Source organism: Allorhodopirellula heiligendammensis (genome assembly GCF_007860105.1).
Taxonomy (GTDB): domain Bacteria; phylum Planctomycetota; class Planctomycetia; order Pirellulales; family Pirellulaceae; genus Rhodopirellula; species Rhodopirellula heiligendammensis.
On record NZ_SJPU01000003.1, the window covers coordinates 460,875 to 484,521 of the forward strand.

Annotated in this window: 15 protein-coding genes; 10 read left to right on the forward strand and 5 right to left on the reverse strand. The window is 56.8% G+C overall.

What is annotated here, in order from left to right:
• Nucleotides 1-24 precede the first annotated feature (24 nt).
• Nucleotides 25-3,147, forward strand: coding sequence for a trypsin-like peptidase domain-containing protein (locus Poly21_RS21730; protein ID WP_146409148.1), 3,123 nt, complete (start codon nucleotides 25-27; stop codon nucleotides 3,145-3,147).
• Nucleotides 3,148-3,157: 10 nt separating this feature from the next.
• A complete protein-coding gene (locus tag Poly21_RS21735; RefSeq protein WP_302120094.1) occupies nucleotides 3,158-4,636 on the forward strand; it encodes an alpha/beta hydrolase family protein in 1,479 nt (492 codons plus the stop codon).
• 412 nt (nucleotides 4,637-5,048) lie between these two features.
• Here Poly21_RS21735 and Poly21_RS21740 read toward each other — a convergent pair whose 3' ends face one another.
• The 3 genes from Poly21_RS21740 to Poly21_RS21750 all read right to left on the reverse strand — a co-directional run bounded on the left by Poly21_RS21740 (nucleotide 5,049) and on the right by Poly21_RS21750 (nucleotide 8,409).
• A complete protein-coding gene (locus Poly21_RS21740; protein ID WP_146409150.1) occupies nucleotides 5,049-5,645 on the reverse strand; it encodes a hypothetical protein in 597 nt (198 codons plus the stop codon).
• 2 nt (nucleotides 5,646-5,647) lie between these two features.
• Nucleotides 5,648-7,252: a glycine--tRNA ligase gene (locus Poly21_RS21745; RefSeq protein WP_146409487.1), complete on the reverse strand. Its 1,605-nt coding sequence runs from the start codon at nucleotides 7,250-7,252 to the stop codon at nucleotides 5,648-5,650.
• 239 nt (nucleotides 7,253-7,491) lie between these two features.
• Entirely contained in the window at nucleotides 7,492-8,409 is a 918-nt protein-coding gene (locus Poly21_RS21750) for a tetratricopeptide repeat protein (RefSeq protein ID WP_302120095.1), read from the reverse strand.
• Between the two features lie 125 nt (nucleotides 8,410-8,534).
• Here Poly21_RS21750 and Poly21_RS27825 point away from each other — a divergent pair, with 125 nt between their 5' ends.
• Complete coding sequence (locus Poly21_RS27825) at nucleotides 8,535-8,774, forward strand: hypothetical protein (RefSeq protein ID WP_302120096.1); 240 nt, start codon at nucleotides 8,535-8,537, stop codon at nucleotides 8,772-8,774.
• Here Poly21_RS27825 and gdhA read toward each other — a convergent pair.
• Nucleotides 8,771-10,111, reverse strand: coding sequence for an NADP-specific glutamate dehydrogenase (gdhA, locus tag Poly21_RS21755; protein WP_146409151.1), 1,341 nt, complete (start codon nucleotides 10,109-10,111; stop codon nucleotides 8,771-8,773). The two genes, Poly21_RS27825 and gdhA, sit on opposite strands and share 4 nt — an antisense overlap.
• 406 nt (nucleotides 10,112-10,517) lie before the next feature.
• Here gdhA and Poly21_RS21760 point away from each other — a divergent pair, with 406 nt between their 5' ends.
• The 5 genes from Poly21_RS21760 to Poly21_RS21780 all read left to right on the forward strand — a co-directional run bounded on the left by Poly21_RS21760 (nucleotide 10,518) and on the right by Poly21_RS21780 (nucleotide 17,486).
• Nucleotides 10,518-10,700, forward strand: coding sequence for a hypothetical protein (locus Poly21_RS21760; RefSeq protein ID WP_146409152.1), 183 nt, complete (start codon nucleotides 10,518-10,520; stop codon nucleotides 10,698-10,700).
• 316 nt (nucleotides 10,701-11,016) lie between these two features.
• The gene (gene lpxD / locus Poly21_RS21765) at nucleotides 11,017-12,144 is read left to right on the forward strand and encodes a UDP-3-O-(3-hydroxymyristoyl)glucosamine N-acyltransferase (RefSeq protein WP_146409153.1); all 1,128 of its coding nucleotides are present in this window, start codon (nucleotides 11,017-11,019) and stop codon (nucleotides 12,142-12,144) included.
• Between the two features lie 61 nt (nucleotides 12,145-12,205).
• Nucleotides 12,206-13,123 carry an LpxI family protein gene (locus Poly21_RS21770; RefSeq protein WP_302120346.1) on the forward strand — a complete coding sequence of 306 codons (918 nt, stop codon included), beginning with the start codon at nucleotides 12,206-12,208 and terminating at the stop codon, nucleotides 13,121-13,123.
• A gap of 210 nt (nucleotides 13,124-13,333) precedes the next feature.
• A complete protein-coding gene (locus Poly21_RS21775; RefSeq protein ID WP_146409154.1) occupies nucleotides 13,334-16,156 on the forward strand; it encodes a DUF1549 and DUF1553 domain-containing protein in 2,823 nt (940 codons plus the stop codon).
• A 10-nt stretch (nucleotides 16,157-16,166) separates the two neighbouring features.
• Nucleotides 16,167-17,486 carry a DUF1501 domain-containing protein gene (locus tag Poly21_RS21780; protein ID WP_146409155.1) on the forward strand — a complete coding sequence of 440 codons (1,320 nt, stop codon included), beginning with the start codon at nucleotides 16,167-16,169 and terminating at the stop codon, nucleotides 17,484-17,486.
• An 86-nt stretch (nucleotides 17,487-17,572) separates the two neighbouring features.
• Here Poly21_RS21780 and Poly21_RS21785 read toward each other — a convergent pair whose 3' ends face one another.
• The gene (locus tag Poly21_RS21785) at nucleotides 17,573-19,528 is read right to left on the reverse strand and encodes a WD40/YVTN/BNR-like repeat-containing protein (protein ID WP_302120098.1); all 1,956 of its coding nucleotides are present in this window, start codon (nucleotides 19,526-19,528) and stop codon (nucleotides 17,573-17,575) included.
• A gap of 533 nt (nucleotides 19,529-20,061) precedes the next feature.
• Here Poly21_RS21785 and Poly21_RS21790 point away from each other — a divergent pair.
• Nucleotides 20,062-22,251 carry an FdhF/YdeP family oxidoreductase gene (locus Poly21_RS21790; protein ID WP_146409157.1) on the forward strand — a complete coding sequence of 730 codons (2,190 nt, stop codon included), beginning with the start codon at nucleotides 20,062-20,064 and terminating at the stop codon, nucleotides 22,249-22,251.
• Nucleotides 22,251-23,516 carry an adenosylmethionine--8-amino-7-oxononanoate transaminase gene (locus Poly21_RS21795; protein ID WP_146409158.1) on the forward strand — a complete coding sequence of 422 codons (1,266 nt, stop codon included), beginning with the start codon at nucleotides 22,251-22,253 and terminating at the stop codon, nucleotides 23,514-23,516. Before Poly21_RS21790 ends, Poly21_RS21795 begins: the two co-directional genes overlap by 1 nt.
• The last annotated feature ends 131 nt before the right edge of the window (nucleotides 23,517-23,647 follow it).

Here is a 23,647-nt window from a genome sequence, read left to right on the forward strand (position 1 = left end):
TCAAAATTGTTGAGGTAAGATCGCATGGACTCATCGATTCTTCGGCGAAATCGCTTCGTCAGGTACACGTTGATTGGCATTGTCGCGACCTCACTCATGGGGCTGTGCATGCTTTCATTGGCGGTGGGGATTCATTTGTCACGGAGTCAGAATGGGGCTGCCTCCGTCGCGGTTAAGCCCGATGATGTCAATCCCAGGCCCACCCGCAAAGCCGCTCTGCCAGCACCACAAACCGACGCGACGGCGCAGTCCCGGCTTGAGAACGGCACCAATCCACCTCGATCAGCGCCCAGTCCGTCACCAAGCCCGACAACCTTGCTAGCAGCGACGCCTGCCGCGAACACTCCCCAGGGTCCACATCCCGAGCAAGCCACCGACCAATCACGCCTCGCCCAGTCTTCAACTGCCCATCCGATTGAACGCGGGGTTGTTTCGCAAGTGGAGAACGACGCGGTCCCCATCGCTGATGAGCCGAGAGATGTGCCGAGTGTCTCGGACGATCCAGTTCGCTTAGCGTACCAGTGGTCAGCAACGGAATCGTCTGTCTACGAGTTTTCTGGAAGCGCCGAAATTGGCTCGCGCACCGTTTCATTGAGCGGACGCAATACCTTGCAGCCGACCGGCCGAAAGCCTACTGAGTCTAGGTCGCCCACGCCTGCAAAAGAGGGAACGGGCAGCGGATTCCTCGTGACCGCGGATGGTATCGTAGTTACTTGCGCCCATGTAATTGACGGTGCCACCTCGATCAAGGTCGTCCAGGACCGCAAGTCGTATGAGGCGGAGGTCGTGGCAATTGACGACGACCTCGATTTGGCGGTGTTGAAGATCCAAGGGCCATCATTCCCCTTCCTCAAGATAGGAGATTCGGATCGAGTGCGTTTAGCCGACGAAGTCCGCGCCGTCGGATTCCCACTCTCCGATGTGCTCGGTGAGTCGGTAAAGGTCACCCGAGGTGAGGTCTCCGGCAGAGGCGGCCCTCACGGGAGTTCGGGATTGCAGATCGATGCGAGCATTAATCCCGGCAACAGCGGCGGCCCCGTGATCGACCGATCCGGTCATGTCATCGGAGTTGCCAATGCTCTCTTAGCAGGGCTCGGTATCTCGGAGGTGGGCTTTGCGATTCCGGCCAAGGAGGTGGCGAGCCTTGCCCACCGCCATCAACTGCCTGTCACATTTGACGATGTCTCCGATGTTTTGCCACCACCTGATCTAGTTGCCAAGGTGAGCCCCGCCGTTGTACTCCTGAAGGTCACGCACGGGCCTGGAGGTATTGGCAGCAAGCCCGCCCGCGAAATCAAGATTACGAACTTCTGGACGGAATCGACTCGAGAGCAGAACTCTGGCGCGTTCGGACGGATGGCGCATTTCCAACCGCCCCAGCATGCCAATTTCTCCGGTGCAGCGTTCTTTGACGCGTTGGGGCAAGTATCCCAACTGAGCGATCAATCAGCCTTGCCTTATCTCCTCGGCAACGCCGCCGCGATCGGAGTGGAGCGTTTGCCCGACCAGGCTCCAGGCCGAATCAACGAGCAACGAGTGATCACGATCGAGATCAACCCCACCGAAGATCGCTCGTCTCGCTTCGGTCCTTATGCGGGCATGCCCAATCGAGTCCGACCGCCCTGGATGCGATCCTCACCTCCAAGGGGAACGCCCGGGGACGTCTACACGGGAACAGAGTCGAGTTCGGTGAGTGTGGGAGCACAATATGGTGACATCGTCGATGTCACGAAAAACTACGAACTGCGAGTTCCAAGTAAGTCCGGTGAAGGGCCGGACATGATCAAGGTAGTTGGCCAAGGAACGGGCCACTTCAACCTGAGCACAGGCCAAATGAAGGATTTCCAATACCACGCCGAGATCGTCATTTCGGAAGGAAACATCACGCTGAGAATTCCGACCGAATTGAGGTACTCGTTGGTCAGCAAAGCGAAGCTCGCCGAGGAACGGGCCAAGGCGAAAGCAGCACGAATTCGATCTGATGCCGCTCGACTCGCCGAACGGGAAAAGCGAGCAGACCTTCCCGGTTCAGCTGAATTCCATGCCCATCAATCGATCGACGCGTCGTTGCCGCGAAACCAAAACAGTGCCCTCGAACTCAGCATCAATACGCTCGGGGTATCCTCGAATCTCGACCAGCTCGCGGTGAGCGATGGCAACACCAGTTCTCATCGTTCCGACCCAAGCATCAAACTGGTGAAGGTCGATGTCACGCCCACCAACGATGCGGGCTCGATTCGACAGTTTCGGTCCGGATCGTGGGGTTACAAGGGCCTCGCATTCACACCTGATGGTTCAGAACTGGTTACGTTCGGCAATCAAAATGTGAGCGTCTTGAACGTCCAGACGGGCCAGTCGGAGATGTTTACTCTTGAGGACAACGAAGCTCGGTTCCGCACCTGCGTGGCGGTATCACCCGACGGCAGTCGCATCGCAGGCGGCACTCAGGGAGGGTATGTGCTGATATGGAAACGGATGCCAGGAAAGCCGCTCGTTCCCGAGCACCGATTTAAAATTGACAAGCGGGAAGTGAAGGCGATCGCGATCTCGTCCGACAACACGCATGTCCTGACCGCGCATGCGGGCGGTGACGCCTATCTGTGGGAACTCGCGAGTGGCGAGATCCTGGGCTGTTACCGCGGTTTCAAGTTCAGCTCAACAGCGGCGGTTCGCTTCACCAGTGATGATGAGCAAGCGTTGATCTGCGATACACGGCATGCCGTGCTGGTGGATGTTCAAACGCTCAAACCGTTGCAGAAAATGGAATTAACGCGCGGCAGTGGACAGAGCGTTGCCATCTCCTTGGATGGCAAACGGATCAGCGCAGGGGAGATCTACAAAATGGAATCTTGGGATCCGATCACCGGACAGAAGTTGCCACTCTGCGAAGGGACACAGATTCAGTGGTCCGCCGCGTTCTCGCCTAATGGAAAACACTTGCTCACCGGCAGTTCGGGCAAGCTGACACTGTGGGATGTTGATACCGGACTTAAGCTAAAGGAGCTGACGATGAGTGATTCAGGATACGTCAAGTACGTCGCCTTCTCGCCTGACGGCAGGCATTGTGCTGCCGTAGGCGCGCCCATTGGCAGTTTAGTCGAAGTATTTCAACTACCATCCAATGACGGGCACCATGAAACCTACTAGGGAATCGCAAATGAGCGACAAGATCATGGTGCAGTGCAGTCATTGCGACAAGCGACTGCGGGCGACGCCGGCCGCGCAGGCCCGACGTGCACGATGTCCCGCATGCCAGACCGTCCTTACGATTCCAGCAACAACCGATACACCCCTATCGATCAATCGCGAGTCTGCGCCGACCCATCCTCAAGGATCTGAGTCGAATCCTCAATCGTCTGGCCAAACCAGTCGCATGCCGAGGCCTGTGGTTGCCGCAACCGAACAGGAACCAGTCCCGGCAGTGCCACCGGCTTCGGATCCACTCGATTTTGATCATTTCTCAGATAATCCGTATCTACATTCTGCTCCTATCCGAACCATTCCTCCAACTTCTAATCGCCTAGCAACAGCCTCATCGGAGACCAACAAGAATTTGGTTCCCGCTTGGCTGATGGTTGGATTGGCGGGAGGCGGTATCGCCGCCGCGGCATTGTTCGTCGGCGGTGCGGTCGCGTTGTGGAGCGTACTCTCGATCACGACGAGCGTCGCTGCTCCGTCGGAGACCCTCGCAGCGCCCTCGGGCTCCTCGGGAGTGGCGTCCCCCACGACACCTCAGCATGCCCTGCCACCCGCCCGCGCTATCGATCCTGCCAAACTTGGTTACGTCGACCTACCTCCGCTAGGAGCTGAAGAAGAAACGTTTCCTTCGGGAGTGACGAGCTATTTCGTACGTCTCTCAGGGTCGGCAGATAAACCGGCAGGGCGGATGCAAATGCGGATCTACCTACCGCCCGGCGAGCACGGGATGGGGGCTCTGCCATGCGTGCTAGTCGCACCTGCGGGAACGCCGCTGCTGCACGGGGTCGATCTCGATCAAAACACGGACTACCACGATGAAACGCTTCCGTATGCCGAGGCCGGCATGGTCGTCATTGCGTACTCGCTCGACGGTCCAGTCTCTGAGGCAGCGCAGCAGAATGAGCAGATCTTAATGGGAGAGCTTGCCACTCAATTCCCACGTTTCCGCGACGCCGGAGGCGGCGTTGCCAACGGCCGGATGGCAGTGCAATACGCACTGCAGCAATTACCAATGGTGGATTCAGAACGAATCAATTGTGCCGGCCACAGTTCCGCGGCGACAGTGGCACTCTTGCTGGCCGCAGCAGAGCCCAAAATCAATCGCGTGGCCGCCTTTGCAGCCGCCTACGACCTTGAATCCCGCATGGCTGACGTGGTCTCCAATCCCAGCATTCAGCAACTGCTGCCCGGCGTTGGAGCGTTCGTGATGAAGACGTCACCGATCAACGTCACTCACTCCATCGAATGCCCCGTTCTCGTATTTCACGCTCGCGACGACACCAATGTTCCCATCGGCGACGCCGAGAAATTCATCGCGAAACTGCGTCGCTCCAATAAGGAGGTGGACCCCATCATTGTCACCAGCGGGGGGCACTATCAATCAATGATCGATCAAGGAATTCCTGCTGCGATAAAGTTCTTCAGCTCGTCGGACTAAAATATCGAAATGAATCGATGAAAGTGTTTTGAATCACTGCCTAGTGAATGCGATGAACTATACAAATTGCGGAACGTTTTCACTGCAGCTCCGAGATCGCAAATTCGACCGCCCTCTCGGCGTCGTTGGGCTTGGATAGGATTCCTGGGGACCTGTTTCCCGATCGCTATCCTCGGAATCGCCGGCCTGTATTCAGATGCGTGCTATGCCGCCACACTACCTCCGAATAATCCACGATGCGGAAACGCAGCGATGGGCGCTATCCTTCTAATCGTTCCGATCGCCCCCGCGGTGGGCTGTGTGGGCGCTGGTTGTGGGTACGTTTCAGCGATCTTATACAGTGCCCGGACAAGTTTCACTGCGTGATGTCGTTCGCCGCAGAAATGTGATGAAGGCAGGACGGGAGCGGGCGTTACTTGACCTTGCATGCGCCGGCGACGGCACAGGTCGCACAGCCAGTCGCTGTTCCACAGCCGCCTCCGGCATCGGTGCCGCATCCGGGACCGCAGCCTTCAGTCATCAATTCGCTTAGGCGAATCGATTGGACTTGAGACTCATATTCAGCCACGATGGTGTTGGTCAACTCGCGGCCGAGCGCATCGACGGGCCCGATGAAATGCAGCACCAATGTATTGCCATCGAAGAGTTGATCGACGTCTAAGAGCATTGCCGCGGAGTCACTCGCGGCCAATACGTCTTGGCAACGGCGAACGGCATCACATTTGTACCGCTGTAACCGCTCGACGAGTAACCGGTCATCTGCGGTCAGTCCGCGGATGATCGTCAGTGACGATGAATTGTGGACGTGTGCCTCGTGGTGACAGGTGACATCTCCGATTGTGGCACGAGCGGCCGCGAACTTGGATTCGCCTAGCACCTCACCGAGTTCGACGCCGCGAGGTGTTTGCACGAGCACCTCGCTGCCGCGTCCGAGTTTCATCTCAGGCAGCAGCGGATTGGCAAGAAACACGTCACCGGCGAACCCGATTCGAACGAGGTAGGCGGTCACGGTTAGGCCAGGATACGCTGGCGAATTTCAGCGACGCAATCATCGATCTTCACCCGCGTTTGTTCGAGCGAGTCGCGATCCCGAATCGTGACGGTTCGATCGGTCAAGGAATCGCCATCGACCGTGATGCAGTACGGCGTGCCCGCTTCATCCTGACGACGATATCGCCGGCCGACAGCGCCCTTGGCGTCGTAGAATACATTGAAATGCTGCTTCAGCCCCGCGTAGATTTCTTGAGCGATCTCCGGCATCCCATCCTTTTTGACCAAGGGGAACACAGCGGCTTTGATCGGCGCTAGTCGGGGGTGCAGCTTCATCACTGTACGGCCCTGCATCTTGCCATTTTCATCGGGTGCCTGGTCTTCGGTGTAGCCTTCGCACAAGAATGCGAGGGCCGCGCGATCGGCGCCGGCGGATGGTTCGACCACGTGCGGGATAAATTTCTCGTTAGAGATGTCGTCCCGGTAGGTTAGGTCCTTGCCACTGCCGCGATACTTTGGCTTGCCATCCTCGCCGAGCTGCAGGGTCATGGGGTTGGTCGCGGGGTCGAGCTTGCCTTCCATATGGCTGCGCAGATCAAAATCGCCGCGGTGGGCGATACCTTCAAGTTCGCCGTACTCGCCCTCGGGCAGGAACGGGAAGGCGTACTCAATGTCCGCGGTCCCGACGCTGTAGTGGGCGAGTTCGGATTGCTCGTGCTCTCGCATGATCAGCGACTCGCTCGACAGCCCCATCGCGGTATACCAAGCCATGCGGCGATCGCGCCAGTACCGATACCAATCGTGAGATTGATCGGGATGACAGAAAAACTCGATCTCCATCTGTTCAAACTCACGCGATCGGAACGTGAAGTTACGAGGTGTGATTTCATTGCGGAAACTTTTGCCGACCTGGCCGATTCCAAAAGGCACACGCACACGTGAGCTGTCCAGGACATTTTTGAAATTAACGAAGATGCCCTGGGCAGTTTCTGGGCGCAGAAACGTGGTGTCATCAGCACCGCCGAGTGCCCCCAGCGTGGTCTTGAACATCAGGTTAAACTCGCGCGGCTCGGTGAGCGTGCCGAGCGACTTGGCATCCGGCCCCAGTACATCGTCGTGAGAATCGAGCTTATCGAGCGTGATTGATTCGGACTCGATAGTTAATTCGCCAGCGTTCTTGGGGCGAAGTTTGAAAAACTTGAGCGCTCGGCGCTGAATTTCCTCGTGCTCATGCTCGATTTCTGCAAGTGTGGTGATGAAGACTTTTTGTCCGTTGTACTCAACGAATCGGCCACGAACTTGGTCGTGCCGATAGCGTTTCTTGGATTCGCGGCAATCGACCATGTAGTCATGGAACAAATCATAATGTCCGCTGCATTTCCACACTTGAGGGTGCATGAGGATCGTGCAATCCAGGCCGACCATTTCAAATGACGACGGGGCGCCCGCAGGGGCAGTCAATTCGTTGTGGCCGGTGATCATGTCCTGCCACCAGGCGTTCTTTAGATTCCGCTTCAGTTCGACACCCAACGGCCCGTAGTCCCAAAGCCCCTGCACTCCGCCGTAGATTTCACTGGATTGAAACAGAAAACCGCGTCGTTTGCACAACGACACGAGCGCGTCCATGGACTTCATGTGATTTTGGGGAGCGGGAGGAGCAAAGTAGATTGGAAAGCGGGGTATTGTCGACGAATTGCCACTTTACGCAAGCATCGGTGCGTCCATCCTTGCCATTCGCGTTACGAAAGTTGCCTCGCACGGTGTTTTCGCAAAGGCCAGCCTAGCAAGTGCCCTCCGCGAGTCGAGCCCGTCATCGGGTCAGCAAGGCGGCTCGACAGACAATTCGTGGTTGCTGGGGTGGATACTTAGTAGCGAGTCGAGCCAAACGCGGGGGTGGCCATTTGAGTCCCGCCCGAATTGAGCTGGGCATCTCGGGCGGAATTGATTTGGCGACTCAGCGCGGCAATGCGCTCGGTGGCCATCGCTGAATTGGGCCCCAAGGCTCCACCACCGACCTGCAACGCTTGCTGATAGTTCTGCAACGCCTGGACGGGGTCGCCGCTCTGTTCTCGGAGGCGTGCCAACGCCAACCACGCGCGGGGGTTGTTGGCATCGGTTTGCACGGCGTCTTCCAGATACTTCAATGCCACTTGTGGTTCGCCATGTTCCTCATACAGGCGAGCCAGTTCGATCCGCGGTTCAGCAAGTGTGGGGTTTTGGGCCGCCCAGTTCTTCATTAACGCAAACGCACGATCAGGACGCCCTGAGTCAACCAACAGCACTGCCAGACCGCGATGAGCGTCGACATGATTGGGATCGTGATCGAGGGTTTGATTGTAGAGCGATTCACTTTGCCGGATCAGATTCGGGTCTTGGCGTTGGTTCCCCAACCGGTGGGTAGTCGCGGCCAGGTTGTAGTAGCCGTCGGGATCCGCTGGATTCGAAGCGATGGCTTTACGAAATTGTTCCATCGCACCGGTGTATTGGCCTTGGTTGTACATGGCCGCCCCCTGCGTGTTCTGGCTGCCCGAAGCCCAGTGGCAGCCCGTGAGTGTTGTCAGGATGATGCCGACGATCATCGAACTGATCAGGCAGGCCCACGTCATCCACGGTCGCCTCGCACCGATCGAGTGGGGGTAGTCGGACGCGGGCGAGACATGGAGGTCCGACGTGATGTCGAGGTCACCGTCGCTACCGACGAGACGCAATCGCGGTGACTCAGGTACGAGATCAGTTGTGGCGGGCGGAACGATTGCCGTTTGGCGTAAAGCGGGACTGGGCATCGGCTCTTTCGCAAATAAATAAGTAAACGCGTCTTGTTCGTTGTTAGCGTTTTGGAGCGATTGACCGCAAGACGAACCTAAACGACGTTATGTAGCGATTCTTGCCTTGACCCTGAGGCGACTGAATGACATCAGGGGGACCGCCGATGTTCGTCGAGACCGTCCATCAGGGCTGTGGATCCTCACCGTCGCCGAGCACGCCTCGTGCGCAAAAGAACGAGATCACGCAAGACATCCAGCAGGTGCCCGCGACCAGAAGTTCCCCAAGATGGCAGACGCGGATGGCAGGCGCGGATGAGGCGCTCTCGAGCGAGTCTTTGGGGGCTGCGGGGCTGGTGGCTACGGAGGCCGCATCCGCTGACTAAATCAACCCCAGTGACTGCATCGCATCGGCCACGTTCATGAAACCTTCAATATTCGCGCCCAGCGCGTAGTTACCGGGTACGCCAAACTCATCGGCCGTTGCCAGACACCGTCCATGAATGTCCTTCATGATGGTCGCCAGTCGGCGATCGGTGAACTCAAAGGACCACGCATCACGCGAGGCGTTCTGTTGCATCTCCAGCGCGCTCGTCGCGACGCCGCCCGCGTTGGCGGCTTTGCCGGGGGCATACGCCACACCTGCGGCGACGAGTTTGGCGATGCCTTCCGGTGTCGTCGGCATATTCGCTCCTTCGGCCACAACCTTGCATTGGTTGCGGATCAGTGCGTCCGCATCGCGACCGGTCAGTTCGTTCTGGGTGGCACACGGCAACGCCACATCACACTCGATTTCCCACAAATTGCCGCCGCGTTGGTACTGAGCGTGCTTCCGGGTTTGGCAGTACTTCTCGATCGAGCCTCGCTCAACCTCCTTTATTTTCTTGATCGCCTTCAGATCAATTCCCTCCGCGTCGTAAATGACGCCTTTCGAGTCCGAGCACGCCACGACTCGACCGCCCAGTTGAGCAACCTTTTCGATAGCGTAGATCGCGACGTTGCCCGCGCCGGAGACCACGCACGTCTTGCCTTCCAAGGTTTCGTTCTTGGCTGCGAGCATTTCCTGAACGAAATATCCGAGGCCGTAACCGGTCGCCTCGGTGCGGACGAGTGCTCCCCCGTAACTGAGTCCCTTGCCCGTCAGGACGCTTGACTCGTAGCGATTACGGATGCGTTTGTACTGTCCGAACAGATATCCGATCTCTCGTTTGCCAACGCCGATATCGCCAGCGGGAACATCGGTGTATTCACCAATGTGCCGTGATAATTCGGTCATGAAGCTTTGACAAAACCGCATGACTTCGTCGTCGCTGCGACCCTTCGGATCAAAATCGCTGCCGCCCTTGGCACCGCCAATGGGCATCCCGGTCAATGCGTTTTTAAAAATCTGCTCAAACCCGAGGAACTTGATAATGGACAAGTTCACCGAGGGATGGAATCGCAGCCCACCCTTGTAGGGCCCCAATGCGCTGTTGAATTGAACACGAAATCCACGATTGATATGCACTTCTCCGCGATCATCTTGCCACGGGACCCGGAAAATGATTTGGCGCTCGGGTTCACAGATACGCTCGATGATCTTCTGCTCGGCGAACTTGGGAAACTTGGCAAGGACGGGCCCCAAGGAATCGAGGACTTCCTTGACAGCCTGAATGAACTCCGATTCACCGAGGTTCCGCTGTTGGATATTCCAAAAAACGGAGGAGAGTTTTTCATCCATCATGACCTACTTTTCAGCACCGGAGATTTGAACAATGTTGCACGGGAGGTGTGTCGGGAAGTCGGCCCCACAGTGGGAGCGGACAGACGAATTCAGCAATCGGTTTCCAATCCATTTCAAATGGCTGGGCGGCGTTTTATAGCAGCGTTTAGGAAGCTAGCAATCGCGATGGCAAGCCCTCATGACGTGCCATACCGACCCCTTCGACGGCTCGCCTAATCTCAGCGACAATCTCAGTTGACGCGTTGTCGCCAATGGTTGTCGCGCGATCGTCACAGGGCAGGGGACGATTTCGTCAAAACACGGGAGTCGGAACGGAAGGTGATAAAATTGCCGACGTAGGCACGGATGTTGCGGGATACCAATCTAGCTTCCGCAAAAAAATCACCTTGTTTTCAGGAATTTCGTCGTGTCGACTGACGTCAAGTACGTAAACGTTACGATTCAAACCAATCACGGTCTCGTGTTCACCGTCTTCATCCCAGCGAACTCGCATGCGGCCGAAGAACGGACGTCGCAGCCAGTGGTCGCGCAGGCCACCGGCAATGGGTGGGGAGCGGTCTCAAATCAAAGCATCGCGTTCGCCAAGTAGTCGGCCCCAGCTTGGGAGGATCTGCTGTCAAATTTTGGGCTGGAATGGACGATCGCCGGACCCTGAATCGAAGAGCTCGTCGTCGAGTAGTTTTGGGCACTGAGATCGGCTTTTGAGCGTCTGGCGTGGGTGATCGCGAACGATCTGATCGCAGTCGCCACGTTCGGATGGCTCGGACGAATCTATTCTCGGTGTTGAGACGTCCCGTCCCCGCTTGGCAGAAATCGTGGAATCGCTGTTGCTTCAGCTTGGCCTGAATTGGTAGACGACGAGGGTGAAATTTTCCCCTGAAATCGTATGACAGGACACGCGATCCATGACCACGATGATCGATCGACACTACTCGGCAGCGTCCGATCCGTTGTCGCTAAACCAAATAGTTGAGCTGACCGGAGGGCATCTGCTGCCGCTGATCGGCACCGGACAATCGCCTGAACGGCTGTCCCTTGGTGGCGCTGCACCGCCAGCCGAAGCAGCAGCCAACGAGGTGACAATGGTTGACCGCTGCCAGCACGCGGGAGCCATCCGCGGCTGCCATGCGGCGGTGGTGATCACACCGGCGCCCCTCTCCGCAGAGGATCTTCATGGCGACGGGCCCGCTTGGCAGATCGTCGTTGCAGAACCGCACGCCGCGTTCACTCAGATCATTCGTCACTTCCGACCACCAGTCGACCAAGACGTGCCGGGAGCGGGGATCGACTCAACCGCCCTGATTCATCCGACAGCGCAGATCAGTGGCGCCGCGTCGATCGGTGCCGGTGTGGTGATTGAGGCGAATTGCAAAATTCATGCGGGGGTCAGCATCGCGGCAGGGTGCGTGATCGGCCCGGACTGCGTGTTGTATCCGAACGTCACGCTCTATTCTTATTGTCGACTCGGCGCTCGTGTGGTGATTCACGCTGGGGCGACCCTTGGCGCCCATGGTTTCGGTTACCGGAATGTCGATGGAAGACACATCCCAACGGCGCAGCTCGGCTATGTGCAAATTGACGATGATGTCGAGATTGGCGCCTCCGCTACAATCGATCGAGGAACCTACGGAGCGACCAGAATCGGTGAGGGCACGAAGATCGACAATCAAGTCATGATCGGACACAACTGTCGGATTGGAAAGCACAATTTGCTATGCAGCCAAGTTGGAATCGCCGGCAGTTGCACGACCGGCGACTACGTGGTGTTGGCTGGCCAAGTTGGCCTCAAGGATCATATTGAGTTGGGTGACGGCGTCATCGTGGGCGCCCAAGCGGGCGTGATGGATAGCTTGGAGAGCGGCGTTCATATTGGCTCGCCGGCTACACCGCAGCACGACCAAATGCGAGTCTTCGCAGTGCAGCGTAAGTTGCCCGACATGCGGCGTGATATCAAAGTTTTGCAGCGCGAGGTGAAGTCACTGTTGCAGGATCGTGATCAGGATTCGAGCGACTCGGCATCCAAAGCGGCTTGATCTCGTGTCTACGTTGCTCACTCCCGCGCACCACTCGGCAGCTATCCAAACGTCACTTCAAATCAATTGTCAGGACCGGGTCCGCCATGATATTGATGTGACGCTCGCACCCGGTGAGCCGGTTGGACTCGTCGCGGGATGGGGCCAATTTCCGATCTCCGTCGCCACGCGATTGCGTGAGGATGGACATCCCGTTGTCTGTGTCGCGATCACTGGGCATGCAGGTCCCGAGATTGAAGCGGCATGCGATCGCGTCCTGTGGTCAGGAGTCGGTCGTTTTGGCAAGCATCTGCGATACTTTAAGAAGCAACATGTCACCAAGGTGACCATGGCCGGGAAGCTGTTCAAATCCGATCTGCTGTACAGTGGATCGGTTTGGTTGCGACATTTTCCCGATTTAGTATGCATGCGGACATTCGGTCCACTGCTGCTGGGACGTGGACGCGATGCCCGCGATGATCGCTTGTTGACTGCCGTGATCGATACCTATCATCGCCACCAGCTCGAAATCTGTTCGGCTACTCGCCTTGCTCCGGAGTTACTCGTGAAGGCAGGACTACTGACGCGCAAAAAACTATCTGGTAGCTCGCAACGTGACGCCGAGCTGGGATGGTCGATCGCCAAAACCATGGGCGGACTCGATATTGGCCAGGCGGTTACTGTTAAAGACGCTACCGTGATCGCGGTCGAGGCGATTGAGGGCACCGATGCGTGTATCCGCCGCAGTGGCGAGCTGTGTCGACGGGGCGGCTGGACGCTGGTCAAGGTGAGCAAGCCCAACCAAGACATGCGGTTCGATGTGCCCACGATCGGTACTCAGACGGTGCAGAATGTCGCCGATGCCGGCGGCGTGGCGATTGCCGTTGAGGCTGACCGCACCATTCTATTGGATCGCGAGGCGACCATCGAACTTGCCGACCGATTGGGCATCGCGATCTTAGCGATGGCCCCACCAGCGTCTGACGGTCCGCAGCGCTAATTCGTGTACGGGAGGATTCGCGACAATTTCGCGAAACTCGGGAGCCGGGGTGGCGTTCAATGACCATCGCCAGTCAGCGATAACGAGCCGTTGTATTCCGTTCTTGCAGAACTTACGCTGCGAATTCACTCGTTTGTTGGCTAGACGGGGGCCTTTCGTGGTATAATTCCGCCGTCTCGTTCCTGCCCTTTGGAATTTGTGAGTCGTACGATGAAGTCTGCGCAACGATCTGTGCCGTGGATCGTCTTTCCAATTATGTTGGCAATTGGCGTTAGCTTTTGCCTGCCACTCGAGGCCGAACCCGTCTGGGTGCATTCGACGACCGCGCCGTCGGACGTGATGGAACCCTTGCCTCAACGATTTGCGGAGGCGGGCACGAGTGAGGTTCCTGACTTCCAAAAGCATGTCATGCCATTATTGGGCCGTTTGGGTTGCAACGGGCGGGCATGCCATGGCTCGTTTCAAGGGCAGGGCGGCTTCCAGCTGTCGCTTTTCGGGTATGACTTCCAAGCGGATCATGCTGCTCTCCTCGCTGAGAGTGCGGGACGCGTGGATCCCGACGACGTCGACGAAAGTTTGATTCTGGCCAAGCCGACCGACGCCGATATGCATGAGGGCGGCAAGCGGTTTGAGAAAGCGAGTTGGCAGTATCGAGTTCTCAGTCGCTGGATTGAAGCGGGTGCTGAGTCGGCGAATAGCAATTTGCAGGTACTCGACCATTTGGAAGTCTTGCCCACCGAAGTGCACTTTGACAATGCCGAACAAGACATGCAATTGACGGCGATCGCGCATTGGGCGGACGGGACTCGCGAAGACGTGACGGCCCTCTGCCGATTCTCGACGAACGATGACGCCGTAGCTGCAATTGATGAAAACGGACATGTGCGTAGCGGTCTGCAAGGCGACACTCACGTGGTTGTCGCTTATGACCGAGCTGTCGTGCCGGTTTCTGTGATTCGGCCCGTGCAAGTCGAGTCGTCGATCGCTACGCCTCCCCTTTCCGATCATGCCGTCGACCGCCTGGTTGCGGCCAAGCACTCCAAACTGGGGATCGTACCATCACCTTTGTGCACCGATGCGGAGTTCATTCGCAGGGTAAGTTTGGACATGACGGGAACGCTGCCTGCGGCGGAGGAAGTCCGTCGGTTCCTGGCAGACGACGACACTGATAAACGTCAACGGCTCATCGAGGAACTTCTAGAGGCTCCAGGTTATGCGGCGTGGTGGGCGACGCGGCTCTCAGACTGGACGGGCAATAGTGAAGAGCAACTTAATAACGTGCTGCCCGTACGCGGTGCCGCCTCCCGGTTGTGGTACGAATGGTTGCGGGTGCGGCTGGATGACAACATTCCCTATGATGAAATCGTCGCAGGCATCGTGACCGCAGAGAGTCGGCAAGATGGAGAATCCTATTTAGAGTACTGTCAATCGTTGACTGCGGCATGTCAGCCGGGCAATGAAGGACAGTATGCTGCGCGTGATGGCATGCCTTTATTCTGGGCTCGCCGCAACCTGCAACAGCCAGAGGAGCGGGCGATCGGATTCGCGTACGCCTTCATGGGCATTCGCATCGAGTGCGCACAGTGCCACAAGCACCCCTTTGATCAATGGTCGAAAGATGACTTTGATCAATTTGCGAAACTGTTTAGCAACCTCAACGCGCGGCCAAATACTGTGGCCAAAGATGCGGTGAAAACTCGCAAGGAATTGCTCGAAGAGTTGACCGGTGGCAAGGACATTAACAACGGTGATCTACGCAAACTTATTTATAAACGGGCCTCCGATGGCGATGTCGTGCCGTTTCCGGAATTGGTCTACAACCAACCACGCAACCAAACGCGGCGCGTTGCCGGTGCACAAAAACGCAAGAATAAGAATCAACGCGTCCCGGTGGCGGCGATCGAACAGGGGTTTGCACTCGGTGAATCCTCCGGCATTCGAATTGATCAAGATCCTCGTGACGCGTTGATGCAATGGTTGCGGGCACCAGAGAATCCGTATTTTGCACGCGCGATTGTGAACCGTGTCTGGGCAAATTACTTCGGCATCGGTCTGATCAACCCCACCGACGATATGAACCTGGCCAATCCCGCCAGCAATGAGCCATTGCTGGACTATCTGGCAGCGGGATTGCGTGAGCATGAATATGATTTGCATTGGTTGCATCGCGAAATCACCACCAGTGATGCTTATCAGCGCAGCACGCAGACCAACGCGAGCAACACGCAGGACCGGACAAATTTTAGCCGCCACGTTCCCCGGCGACTGCCAGCCGAAGTGATTCGGGATGCGGTGCTGCTGGCAACTCAGTCGACTGCAGAAACGACGAAGATGCGAGCTCAAATGACCGACATGGCGATCGCCGCGGACATTCCCCAACGACGCAATCAACGAGACTTCGCGCTACAGGTGTTCGGACAATCACAGCGAGAGAGCAATTGCGACTGCGACCGCAGTGATTCGCCGAGCTTGCTGCAATCGATTTACTTGCGCAATGACATTCAAATGTATCAGCAACTCGCGTCCAAAGATGGCTGGGTCGCGCAGGCCTGTGAGAGCCTCGGCGAGGCGGGGCCCCATGAACGAACGAACCCCGCTGCAGATCAGATCACTCGTAAAGCAGATCTGATCCGACGGCAGACGATCGCCAGAATCGAGCGTTTTCAGTCGCTCGATGCCAGCAAGCGGGCACGGCAGCGTGAGAAAACTCTCGCCGCCTACCGCATGGTTCGCAAACGTTTCGCAGAGTATGGATTTGCCACTCCGACATTCGCCGATCTGCTCGCCGACCCCACCGCGTGGCAGCTGACCCGGATTGGGATGGAAACGCCATCAAGCGTTCAGAAGCACGGAAACGATACGCTTGCACTCGTCGTCGATGAAGCATATTTGCGGACACTCTCCCGGCTTCCGGACACCGAGGAGGCGGAGATTGCGAAGACGTACATTGAGGAATCCGAGACAGTTGCCGAGGGTTTGTCGTCAATCGTCTGGGCATTGGTTAATACGAAAGAATTCATTATCACCCATTAAGTGGACTATCATGCGATTACACAAAACCTGTGACGGTGCTACCCGTCGTGATCTGCTTCGAATGGGCGTCCTGGGTACTGGCGCTGTTGGGATCGGTGGTCTGACGCTGCCTCATTGGCTCCAGATGGCTGGTGCCGGGGAACTCCGCGAGCAACGTGCCAGCCGGGCGATCTTTATCGAACTGGTGGGTGGCCCCTCGCACATGGATACATTCGATCTGAAACCGGATGCACCCGATGCGGTACGAGGACCTTTCGCCCCTATCCGCACGAACGTTCCGGGCGTCCAGATCTCTGAGCACTTGCCGCAACTCGCTAAAGTCGCGGACAAGTACGCAATTCTACGAGGCGTCTCGCATACTCTCGCCGCTCATCAACTCGGGCGGGAGTACGTTAACACGGGCAGTCGTCCGATTCCCTCACTGCAGTATCCGAGTTTCGGGTCGGTGGTGTCTGCCGAACGTGCGGGCGATCTCAATATCCCCAATCACGTTGCTGTTCCACAGGCCGGCCATGGCCCCGGGTTTCTTGGCCTCGAGAACGCAGCCTTGGAGACCAAAGCGACGCCGAGGTTCGATCAGCCGTTCTCGGTACGCGGTATCTCACTACCCGGCAATCTATCGGTCGACGAAATATCCCGTCGGCAAAGTCTGCTGAAACGCCTCGATCGGCGCTTCGCCGATTTGGAATCGGACGATCAATTGCTGCAGGGCATGACGCGATTTGGTGAGCAGGCGTACGCCATGATCACTTCTCCGCGCGCCCGAAAGGCGTTCGACATCGCTCAAGAACCGGATAGTTTCCGCCAGCAGTTCGGCGAGGACGGTTTTGGACAGAGTTGTTTGCTCAGCCTTCGCTTAGTCGAATCTGGAGTCAATTTTGTTTCATTGCAACTCGGCGGTTGGGACACGCATCAAGACAACTTTACGAAGCTCAAGACAGATTTATTACCCCGACTCGACATGGGCCTCAGTGGGCTGCTGTTAGGATTGGAACAACGGGGCTTGCTGGATTCTACCGCCGTGATGGTGACCGGCGAGTTTGGCCGGACTCCCAAAATCAATACCCGCAGCGCTGAAGGCGGCCGCGACCATTATCCTCGCTGCATGTTCATGTTGATGGCTGGCGGCGGTGTACGAGGTGGACAAGTCATCGGTGACAGCGACGACACCGCTGCCGCACCACGACACGAGGCGATCTCGCCGGACGATGTCGCCGCGAGTTTCTATCACAACCTGGGCATCGACCCCGCCAAAGAGTACGACTCCGGTACCGGCCGTCCCATCACGCTGGTCCGAAACGGCAAAGTCATCGACGCACTCTTTTCATAGCAAGACGAGCCGCCCCAATTCATTGAGCGATCGTCAACCCATGGGTGCTGCATGGCAGTAACAGTCGATTAAGGACGGTAGAGCGTCTAAGGACGGTAGAGCGTCTCGGTTTTCGCTTGGTTGCCGAACATATGATAGATAACGCTTCCTGGCTTCCCGCCGTAGGTAAACCCACGTGCCGTGTAGCTTGGTGCATCGACGTGAAAGTCGTGCCAAGTTTGACCCGCGTCGGTACTACGCAGGATGCCTCTGCCACCATGCAGTGTGCTCATTAGCATGATGTTCGGCTTTACGGGGTCAATGTAGAGCGGACCGCTATCGAGCGCGGCCAGTTCGTTCCAGCTTTGCCCAGCATCGGTGCTCTTAAGAAGTCGGGCGGGTCGGGTGCCTTTGTAGCTCCAGTAGTTCGTGTGCTGGCCATCAGATATGAAGAGCGTGTTTTCTTCATGAGGATGATGCACCAAACCGTCTACACCATCGGAGGCATGAGCGATCTCCCACGATTCACCTCGGTCGTGGCTTGCATAAAGACCGCTTCGTTTGAGGCACTGTACGTAGACGTGTTGCCCACTCGGGCTCGTGGTTAGATGAAGGGCATTATTGGTTTTCAGTGTATGTTTCCAGTTCACACCACCATCGGTACTTTTGAAGACACCAAGCTGATAGTTGCTCAAGTACATGGTGCTGGAGTTGACGGGATCAAAGCATAGGTCACTCATCTCGCTGTCATCGAGCCATTTGCCCCACTCACCACCAAATTCTTGCTTCAAATCGAGTACGAGTGCCCAGCTTTCGCCTCCATCCTCGCTCCGGTGCAGACGTGGGTGGCGCGTGCCTCCGTGACCGTGAATGACGGCGAACCACGTTTCAGGCTTGGATGGATGTGCTTTGACAATGCTGCCGTCATGGTTCCGCCAGTCATCGTTCCACCATTCGGATTGGATACGCATCGGCTTCCATGTTGCCCCACCATCACTGGTCTTGAAGACTCCTTGATCGAGCGCGGCCACCATCGCTTGTTGTGGATCGTGCGGACTGATCGCTGGTCCTTGAAAGTAACACAGCACCTGCAGTCCTGTTGTACAGCCGGTCCAACTCACCCCCTCATCTGTGCTCCGGCACATCAGCGAACTATCGCACTTGAGCCATGTCTTTCCATCGCATGTGACCGTCATCGCACTGCATTTTCCTGCGGGCGAAGTGTAACGATTCATGCCTGGGTACGAGCCGCGATCCCAATTTTTTTCGATCGAGTGTCGCGTCCAACTTTCACCCCAATTGGAACTCACGCTCAGCTCACCCATTGCCCACAGCATGACCTTGCCTTGGCCGGTGACCGCGAGGCCGCCCGCGAACCGCTGACCCGGCTTCCAACTGTGAGGTGATTTCTTGACAATCTCAAACGTCGCGGCATCATCGCTGCTGCGGTGCAAATTCCCGTTCGAGTCGAACGCAAACAGAACGCTGTCGCCCGAAGGTGCTGTTGACGTTGCCTCTCGCAATGATGTCCGAGCACTAAGAATGATGCTGTTCTTGAGAACCAAGTTCCATGTCATACCGCCGTCCCGGGATACAGCAAGCCCTTTCGACGGGCGGCAGGCAACACATAGCGTTCCATCATTCAGTGTGATTGGAAACGCAGGCGTGGCGGACGAATTCTTCGCAATCGGTGGCGATGTCAGCTCTTCCCAGGATGCACCATGATCACGCGATACACGCAGGACGTTCGCCGAATCCAACGCGTACACCGTGCCATCGGGAGCCACGTCGATGGCGTGTCCGATACCAGGCGTTTGATCATCTCCTACCGACGGTGGCCGCCCGAAGGCAGACGACCATTTGGCGCCGCCATCGTGACTGACCCAAATCATGCCACACGTTCCCCAGTACATATGTTGCGTGTCGTGGGGGTCAATCGCAAACTGCCTGTTGTGTGAAACGATTTGTTTCCTCGCCATCACACCCCGTTCGACATCAGCCGACATCTTTCTCCAGGTGATCCCTGCATCCTGCGAGCGGAACAAGCCTGACAAATCGGTCATCGCCCAGACTTCTTGAGGATTTGTCGGATGCGCGACGACATCTTCGATCCAGCCCCCACCTCCAGGACCAAATGGCGCCCACACTGAGTCCGCGAGAGCGCTCGTTGAGCCGCCAGCGCGGGATGAGACTGCGCTCATCATCAAGACGACAAACGCAAAGAGAGTTGTTTTAGCGATGACGAAGTCCAATTTGCGTAGGCGGTGTGAATGGATAATCAGGCTGTTGCTGTCAAAGTGTAGTGGTCTCGAAAACGAGCAGCAACGTCGCACCGATTTCCCGGTTGATGGCGCTTGCGGGGTGGCAGTCGAAGGCAAATGGATACAGCGAGAGGCATTTGCTCGAGTGCGGACGCGGCACGATTTTTCGCGTCGCAAATACTAGGCCGTCGCGATGGTCGCACCCTGACGAGGGTTTGTCCTCCAGCCGGTCTCTTGAACATGCGAAAGTCGATTGACGGGTTCTGCGATTCTGAGCCAAATCAGTTACACTCTGAGCATCACGATTCATCGAGTACATTCGGGCACGCGTAATTATGAGAGTTCGCAGCGGCGGCGGTTTCCGGGCCATTGGCTATTCGTTTAAGAAGGCCCGAGAAGCGGGTGGCTATTGGAAGTTTTTCAAGGCCATGCGATCTCGCAACACGTGCAAAACCTGCGCCTTGGGAATGGGGGGGCAACAGGGCGGTATGGTCAACGAGGCGGGCTCGTTTCCAGAAGTCTGCAAGAAGAGCATGCAAGCGATGGCGTCGGACATGCAGTCTGGCATCGAACCCACGTTTTGGAAAAACAACTCGCTCGCAGAGTTGCAGAAGCTGTCTCCTCGTCAACTCGAGTATCTCGGTCGGCTGCTCCATCCGGTGCGGTACCGCGCAGGCACGACTCACTTCGAAACGATCACGTGGGAAGAAGCCTACTCGAGCATTGTCACGAAACTAGCGTCCCTTTCGCCTGATGAAACGTTCTGGTATTTCAGTGGCCGGAGTAGCAACGAGGCTGGGTTTCTGCTGCAGCTGATCGCTCGCCTGTATGGTACCAACAACGTCAACAATTGCAGTTATTACTGTCACCAAGCTAGTGGTGTGGGACTGCAGACGAGCGTCGGTAGCGGCACGGCAACCATTGATTTGAAAGATCTCGAGCAAGCTGATCTGGTGTTCTTGATCGGTGGCAACCCCGCGAGCAATCATCCCCGATTGATGACCAGCTTGATGCACGTACGAGGCCATGGCGGTAACGTCATCGTGATCAATCCCGTCCGCGAGACGGGGTTGGTTAAATTTCGTATCCCGTCTTCGCCACTCTCGTTGCTGACGGGCTCCAAGATCGCGTCGCACTATACGATGCCGCATATCGGTGGCGATTTAGCGTTGCTGTGGGGGATCGCCAAGGCGCTTCGCAGTCGCGACCAGATCAAACTCGATTTTCTGAAGAAACACTGTCGCGGAGATGATGCGTTTCTCGCGCGGGTGGACTCCCTGAGCTGGGAGGAGATCGAAAGTAAATCCGGGGTCGAGCAAAGCGAAATCGAGACGATCGCCGAGATGTACGCGGCGAGCGAGCGAACCGTGTTCGCATGGACCATGGGGATCACACACCATGCCCACGGTGTCGATAATGTGCAGGCCATCGCCAACCTTGCGATGTGCCGCGGGATGGTCGGGCGTCCCGGGGCAGGTTTGATGCCGATTCGTGGCCATTCCAACGTGCAGGGGATCGGCAGCGTCGGCGTCACCCCTCGACTTAAACAACAGATCTTCGACGCTCTGCAATCGAAGTATCAGGTCAAGTTGCCGGTAACTCCTGGGCTCGACACACTCGGCTGCATGGAAGCAGCGGCTGAGGGGAGGGTCAAGGCAGGGTTCTGTTTAGGAGGCAATCTATTCGGTTCGAATCCCGATGCGACTTTCGCCGCTCGAGCAATGTCAACGCTCGACCTGAACGTGATGCTCAGTACGACAATGAACACCGGCCATGTCCATGGTCTTGCTAAAGAAACGATTATTTTGCCAGTGCTGCCGCGGGATGAGGAGCCGGAATCGACGACACAGGAATCCATGTTCAATTTTGTGCGTCTGAGTGACGGCGGCCCCCGTCGCTTGCCTGGCCCCCGCAGCGAAGTGGATGTCATTTCGACGCTCGGCAAGCGATTGTTAGGTGACGCCGCAGGTATCAATTGGGATCACATGCAGCACACCGAAACGATTCGTCAATGGATTGGTGACGTTATTCCGGGTTACAAAGAGATTCAAGCGATCGGAACTACCAAGAAGGAATTTCACATTGGTGGACGCATCTTTCACGAGCCGACGTTTGGTACCCACGATGGCCGAGCCGTCATGCACTGTCATCAGTTGCCTTCGCTGAAAGGCACCTGTGAAGGTCAGTTGAGGTTGATGACTGTCCGCAGTGAAGGACAGTTCAATACCGTTGTTTACGAAGAGGAGGATCTGTACCGTAATCAGGATCGCCGTGATATCATTCTGATGCATCCCGACGATCTCAAGCGTCTGGGGCTTCAACACAATGAACGGGTTCGTGTTGAGAACGAGACGGGGCAAATGGATTCAATTTTGGCGCGGGGCTACGAGGACATTCGTCCTGGCAATGCATTGATGTATTATCCCGAAAGCAATGTTTTGGTATCGCGTTACGCCGACCCTCATAGCAAGACGCCTGCATTTAAAGGCGTGGTGGTGAGCGTCAAGTCGATGCAGCCGGCGTGATGTCGAATCAGCAACAACGATCGATTTGGCGTCCATACTGCCAGATGAAAACCGCCCCGCCGCCGCTGGAAATTGTGTCGGCCCACGACTTTGAACTCACCACCGCAGACGGACGCTCGCTGATCGATGGCATGGCATCATGGTGGTCGGTATGTCATGGATATAATCACCCGCATGTCGTGGAGTCGGTTTCTCAGCAGCTCGCGAAAATGCCGCATGTGATGTTCGGAGGGATCACGCACGAACCAGCAGAGCGATTAGCCGCTCGGCTTGCCGCCCTATTGCCCGCCGACTTGAATCACGTCTTTTTTGCCGATAGCGGTTCGGTAGCGGTCGAAGTTGCGATGAAAATGGCTGTCGGCTATTGGCGACGACGTGGTCAAGCGAATCGACAGCGATTCCTTTCATTTACGCATGCTTACCACGGTGATACGACTGGTGCGATGTCACTGTGCGACCCTCAACGCAGCATGCACGCGGATTATGGAAAGGCAATTCTTTCGCAATTTCATTGCCCGTTGCCGGTAGACGAAATCACTGAGGACGCATGTCACCAATTGCTTTCAGTGCATCAAGGAGAAGTTGCCGGCATCTTCATTGAGCCACTCGTTCAAGGCGCCGGAGGGATGCGATTTCATAGTGCCTCCACCGTCAGCCGGATTCGCAGACTTTGCGATGAACATGAGGTGCTGATGATTGCTGATGAGATTGCCACGGGATTTGGACGGACCGGGACTATGTTCGCGATCGACGCATGCGATGTTGTGCCCGATATCATCTGCTTGGGCAAAGCGCTCACGGCAGGCACGATGACGATGGCTGTGAGTGTGGCGTGTGGCAGGGTATTCGACGCATTCTGGTCTGATCGAACTGGCGATGCACTCATGCACGGCCCCACATTCATGGCCAATCCATTGGCTTGTGCCGCTGCCAACGCCTCGCTTGATCTATTTGAGAGTGAGCCACGTGTGGAGCAGGCCCATTCGATGGAGCTAAAATTGAGAATGGGCTTGTCCCCAGCGAGAAGCTTGCCGGGTGTGGTCGACGTTCGCTGCCGTGGTGCGATCGGCGTGATCCAGGTCGAGTCGCTCCATGACGTCGAGGAGCTCCGTCAGAATTTGGTGGATGCGGGGGTATGGCTGCGTCCTTTCGGCGATTGTGTCTATGTCACACCACCGCTGAATCTTCCCGACCCTCTGGTCGAACAGCTCTGCAATACGATTGTGGATGTGATGGGTAAACGTCAGCCAATTCGCCTGTCATAGCTGCGCAGGTCCGAGCGTGGGACGCGTCGTGGAGATGCTCGCTCGTATGGCGATGGGGTGTGCGAGCAAATGCAACGCCGCGTCGCCGTTGTAGGTCTTTGCAGCGTTTTCCATCGGACGGTGACGATTGA

What these genes read in the sequence shown, in the direction of transcription:
- Poly21_RS21730 (WP_146409148.1), top strand. Translation starts at nt 25, where the DNA reads ATGGACTCATCGATTCTTCGGCGAAATCGCTTCGTCAGGTACACGTTG.
- Poly21_RS21735 (WP_302120094.1), top strand. Translation starts at nt 3,158, where the DNA reads ATGAGCGACAAGATCATGGTGCAGTGCAGTCATTGCGACAAGCGACTG.
- Poly21_RS21745 (WP_146409487.1), bottom strand. Translation starts at nt 7,252, where the DNA reads ATGGACGCGCTCGTGTCGTTGTGCAAACGACGCGGTTTTCTGTTTCAA.
- Poly21_RS21750 (WP_302120095.1), bottom strand. Translation starts at nt 8,409, where the DNA reads ATGCCCAGTCCCGCTTTACGCCAAACGGCAATCGTTCCGCCCGCCACA.
- Poly21_RS27825 (WP_302120096.1), top strand. Translation starts at nt 8,535, where the DNA reads ATGACATCAGGGGGACCGCCGATGTTCGTCGAGACCGTCCATCAGGGC.
- gdhA (WP_146409151.1), bottom strand. Translation starts at nt 10,111, where the DNA reads ATGATGGATGAAAAACTCTCCTCCGTTTTTTGGAATATCCAACAGCGG.
- lpxD (WP_146409153.1), top strand. Translation starts at nt 11,017, where the DNA reads ATGACCACGATGATCGATCGACACTACTCGGCAGCGTCCGATCCGTTG.
- Poly21_RS21775 (WP_146409154.1), top strand. Translation starts at nt 13,334, where the DNA reads ATGAAGTCTGCGCAACGATCTGTGCCGTGGATCGTCTTTCCAATTATG.
- Poly21_RS21780 (WP_146409155.1), top strand. Translation starts at nt 16,167, where the DNA reads ATGCGATTACACAAAACCTGTGACGGTGCTACCCGTCGTGATCTGCTT.
- Poly21_RS21785 (WP_302120098.1), bottom strand. Translation starts at nt 19,528, where the DNA reads ATGACCGATTTGTCAGGCTTGTTCCGCTCGCAGGATGCAGGGATCACC.
- Poly21_RS21790 (WP_146409157.1), top strand. Translation starts at nt 20,062, where the DNA reads ATGAGAGTTCGCAGCGGCGGCGGTTTCCGGGCCATTGGCTATTCGTTT.
- Poly21_RS21795 (WP_146409158.1), top strand. Translation starts at nt 22,251, where the DNA reads ATGTCGAATCAGCAACAACGATCGATTTGGCGTCCATACTGCCAGATG.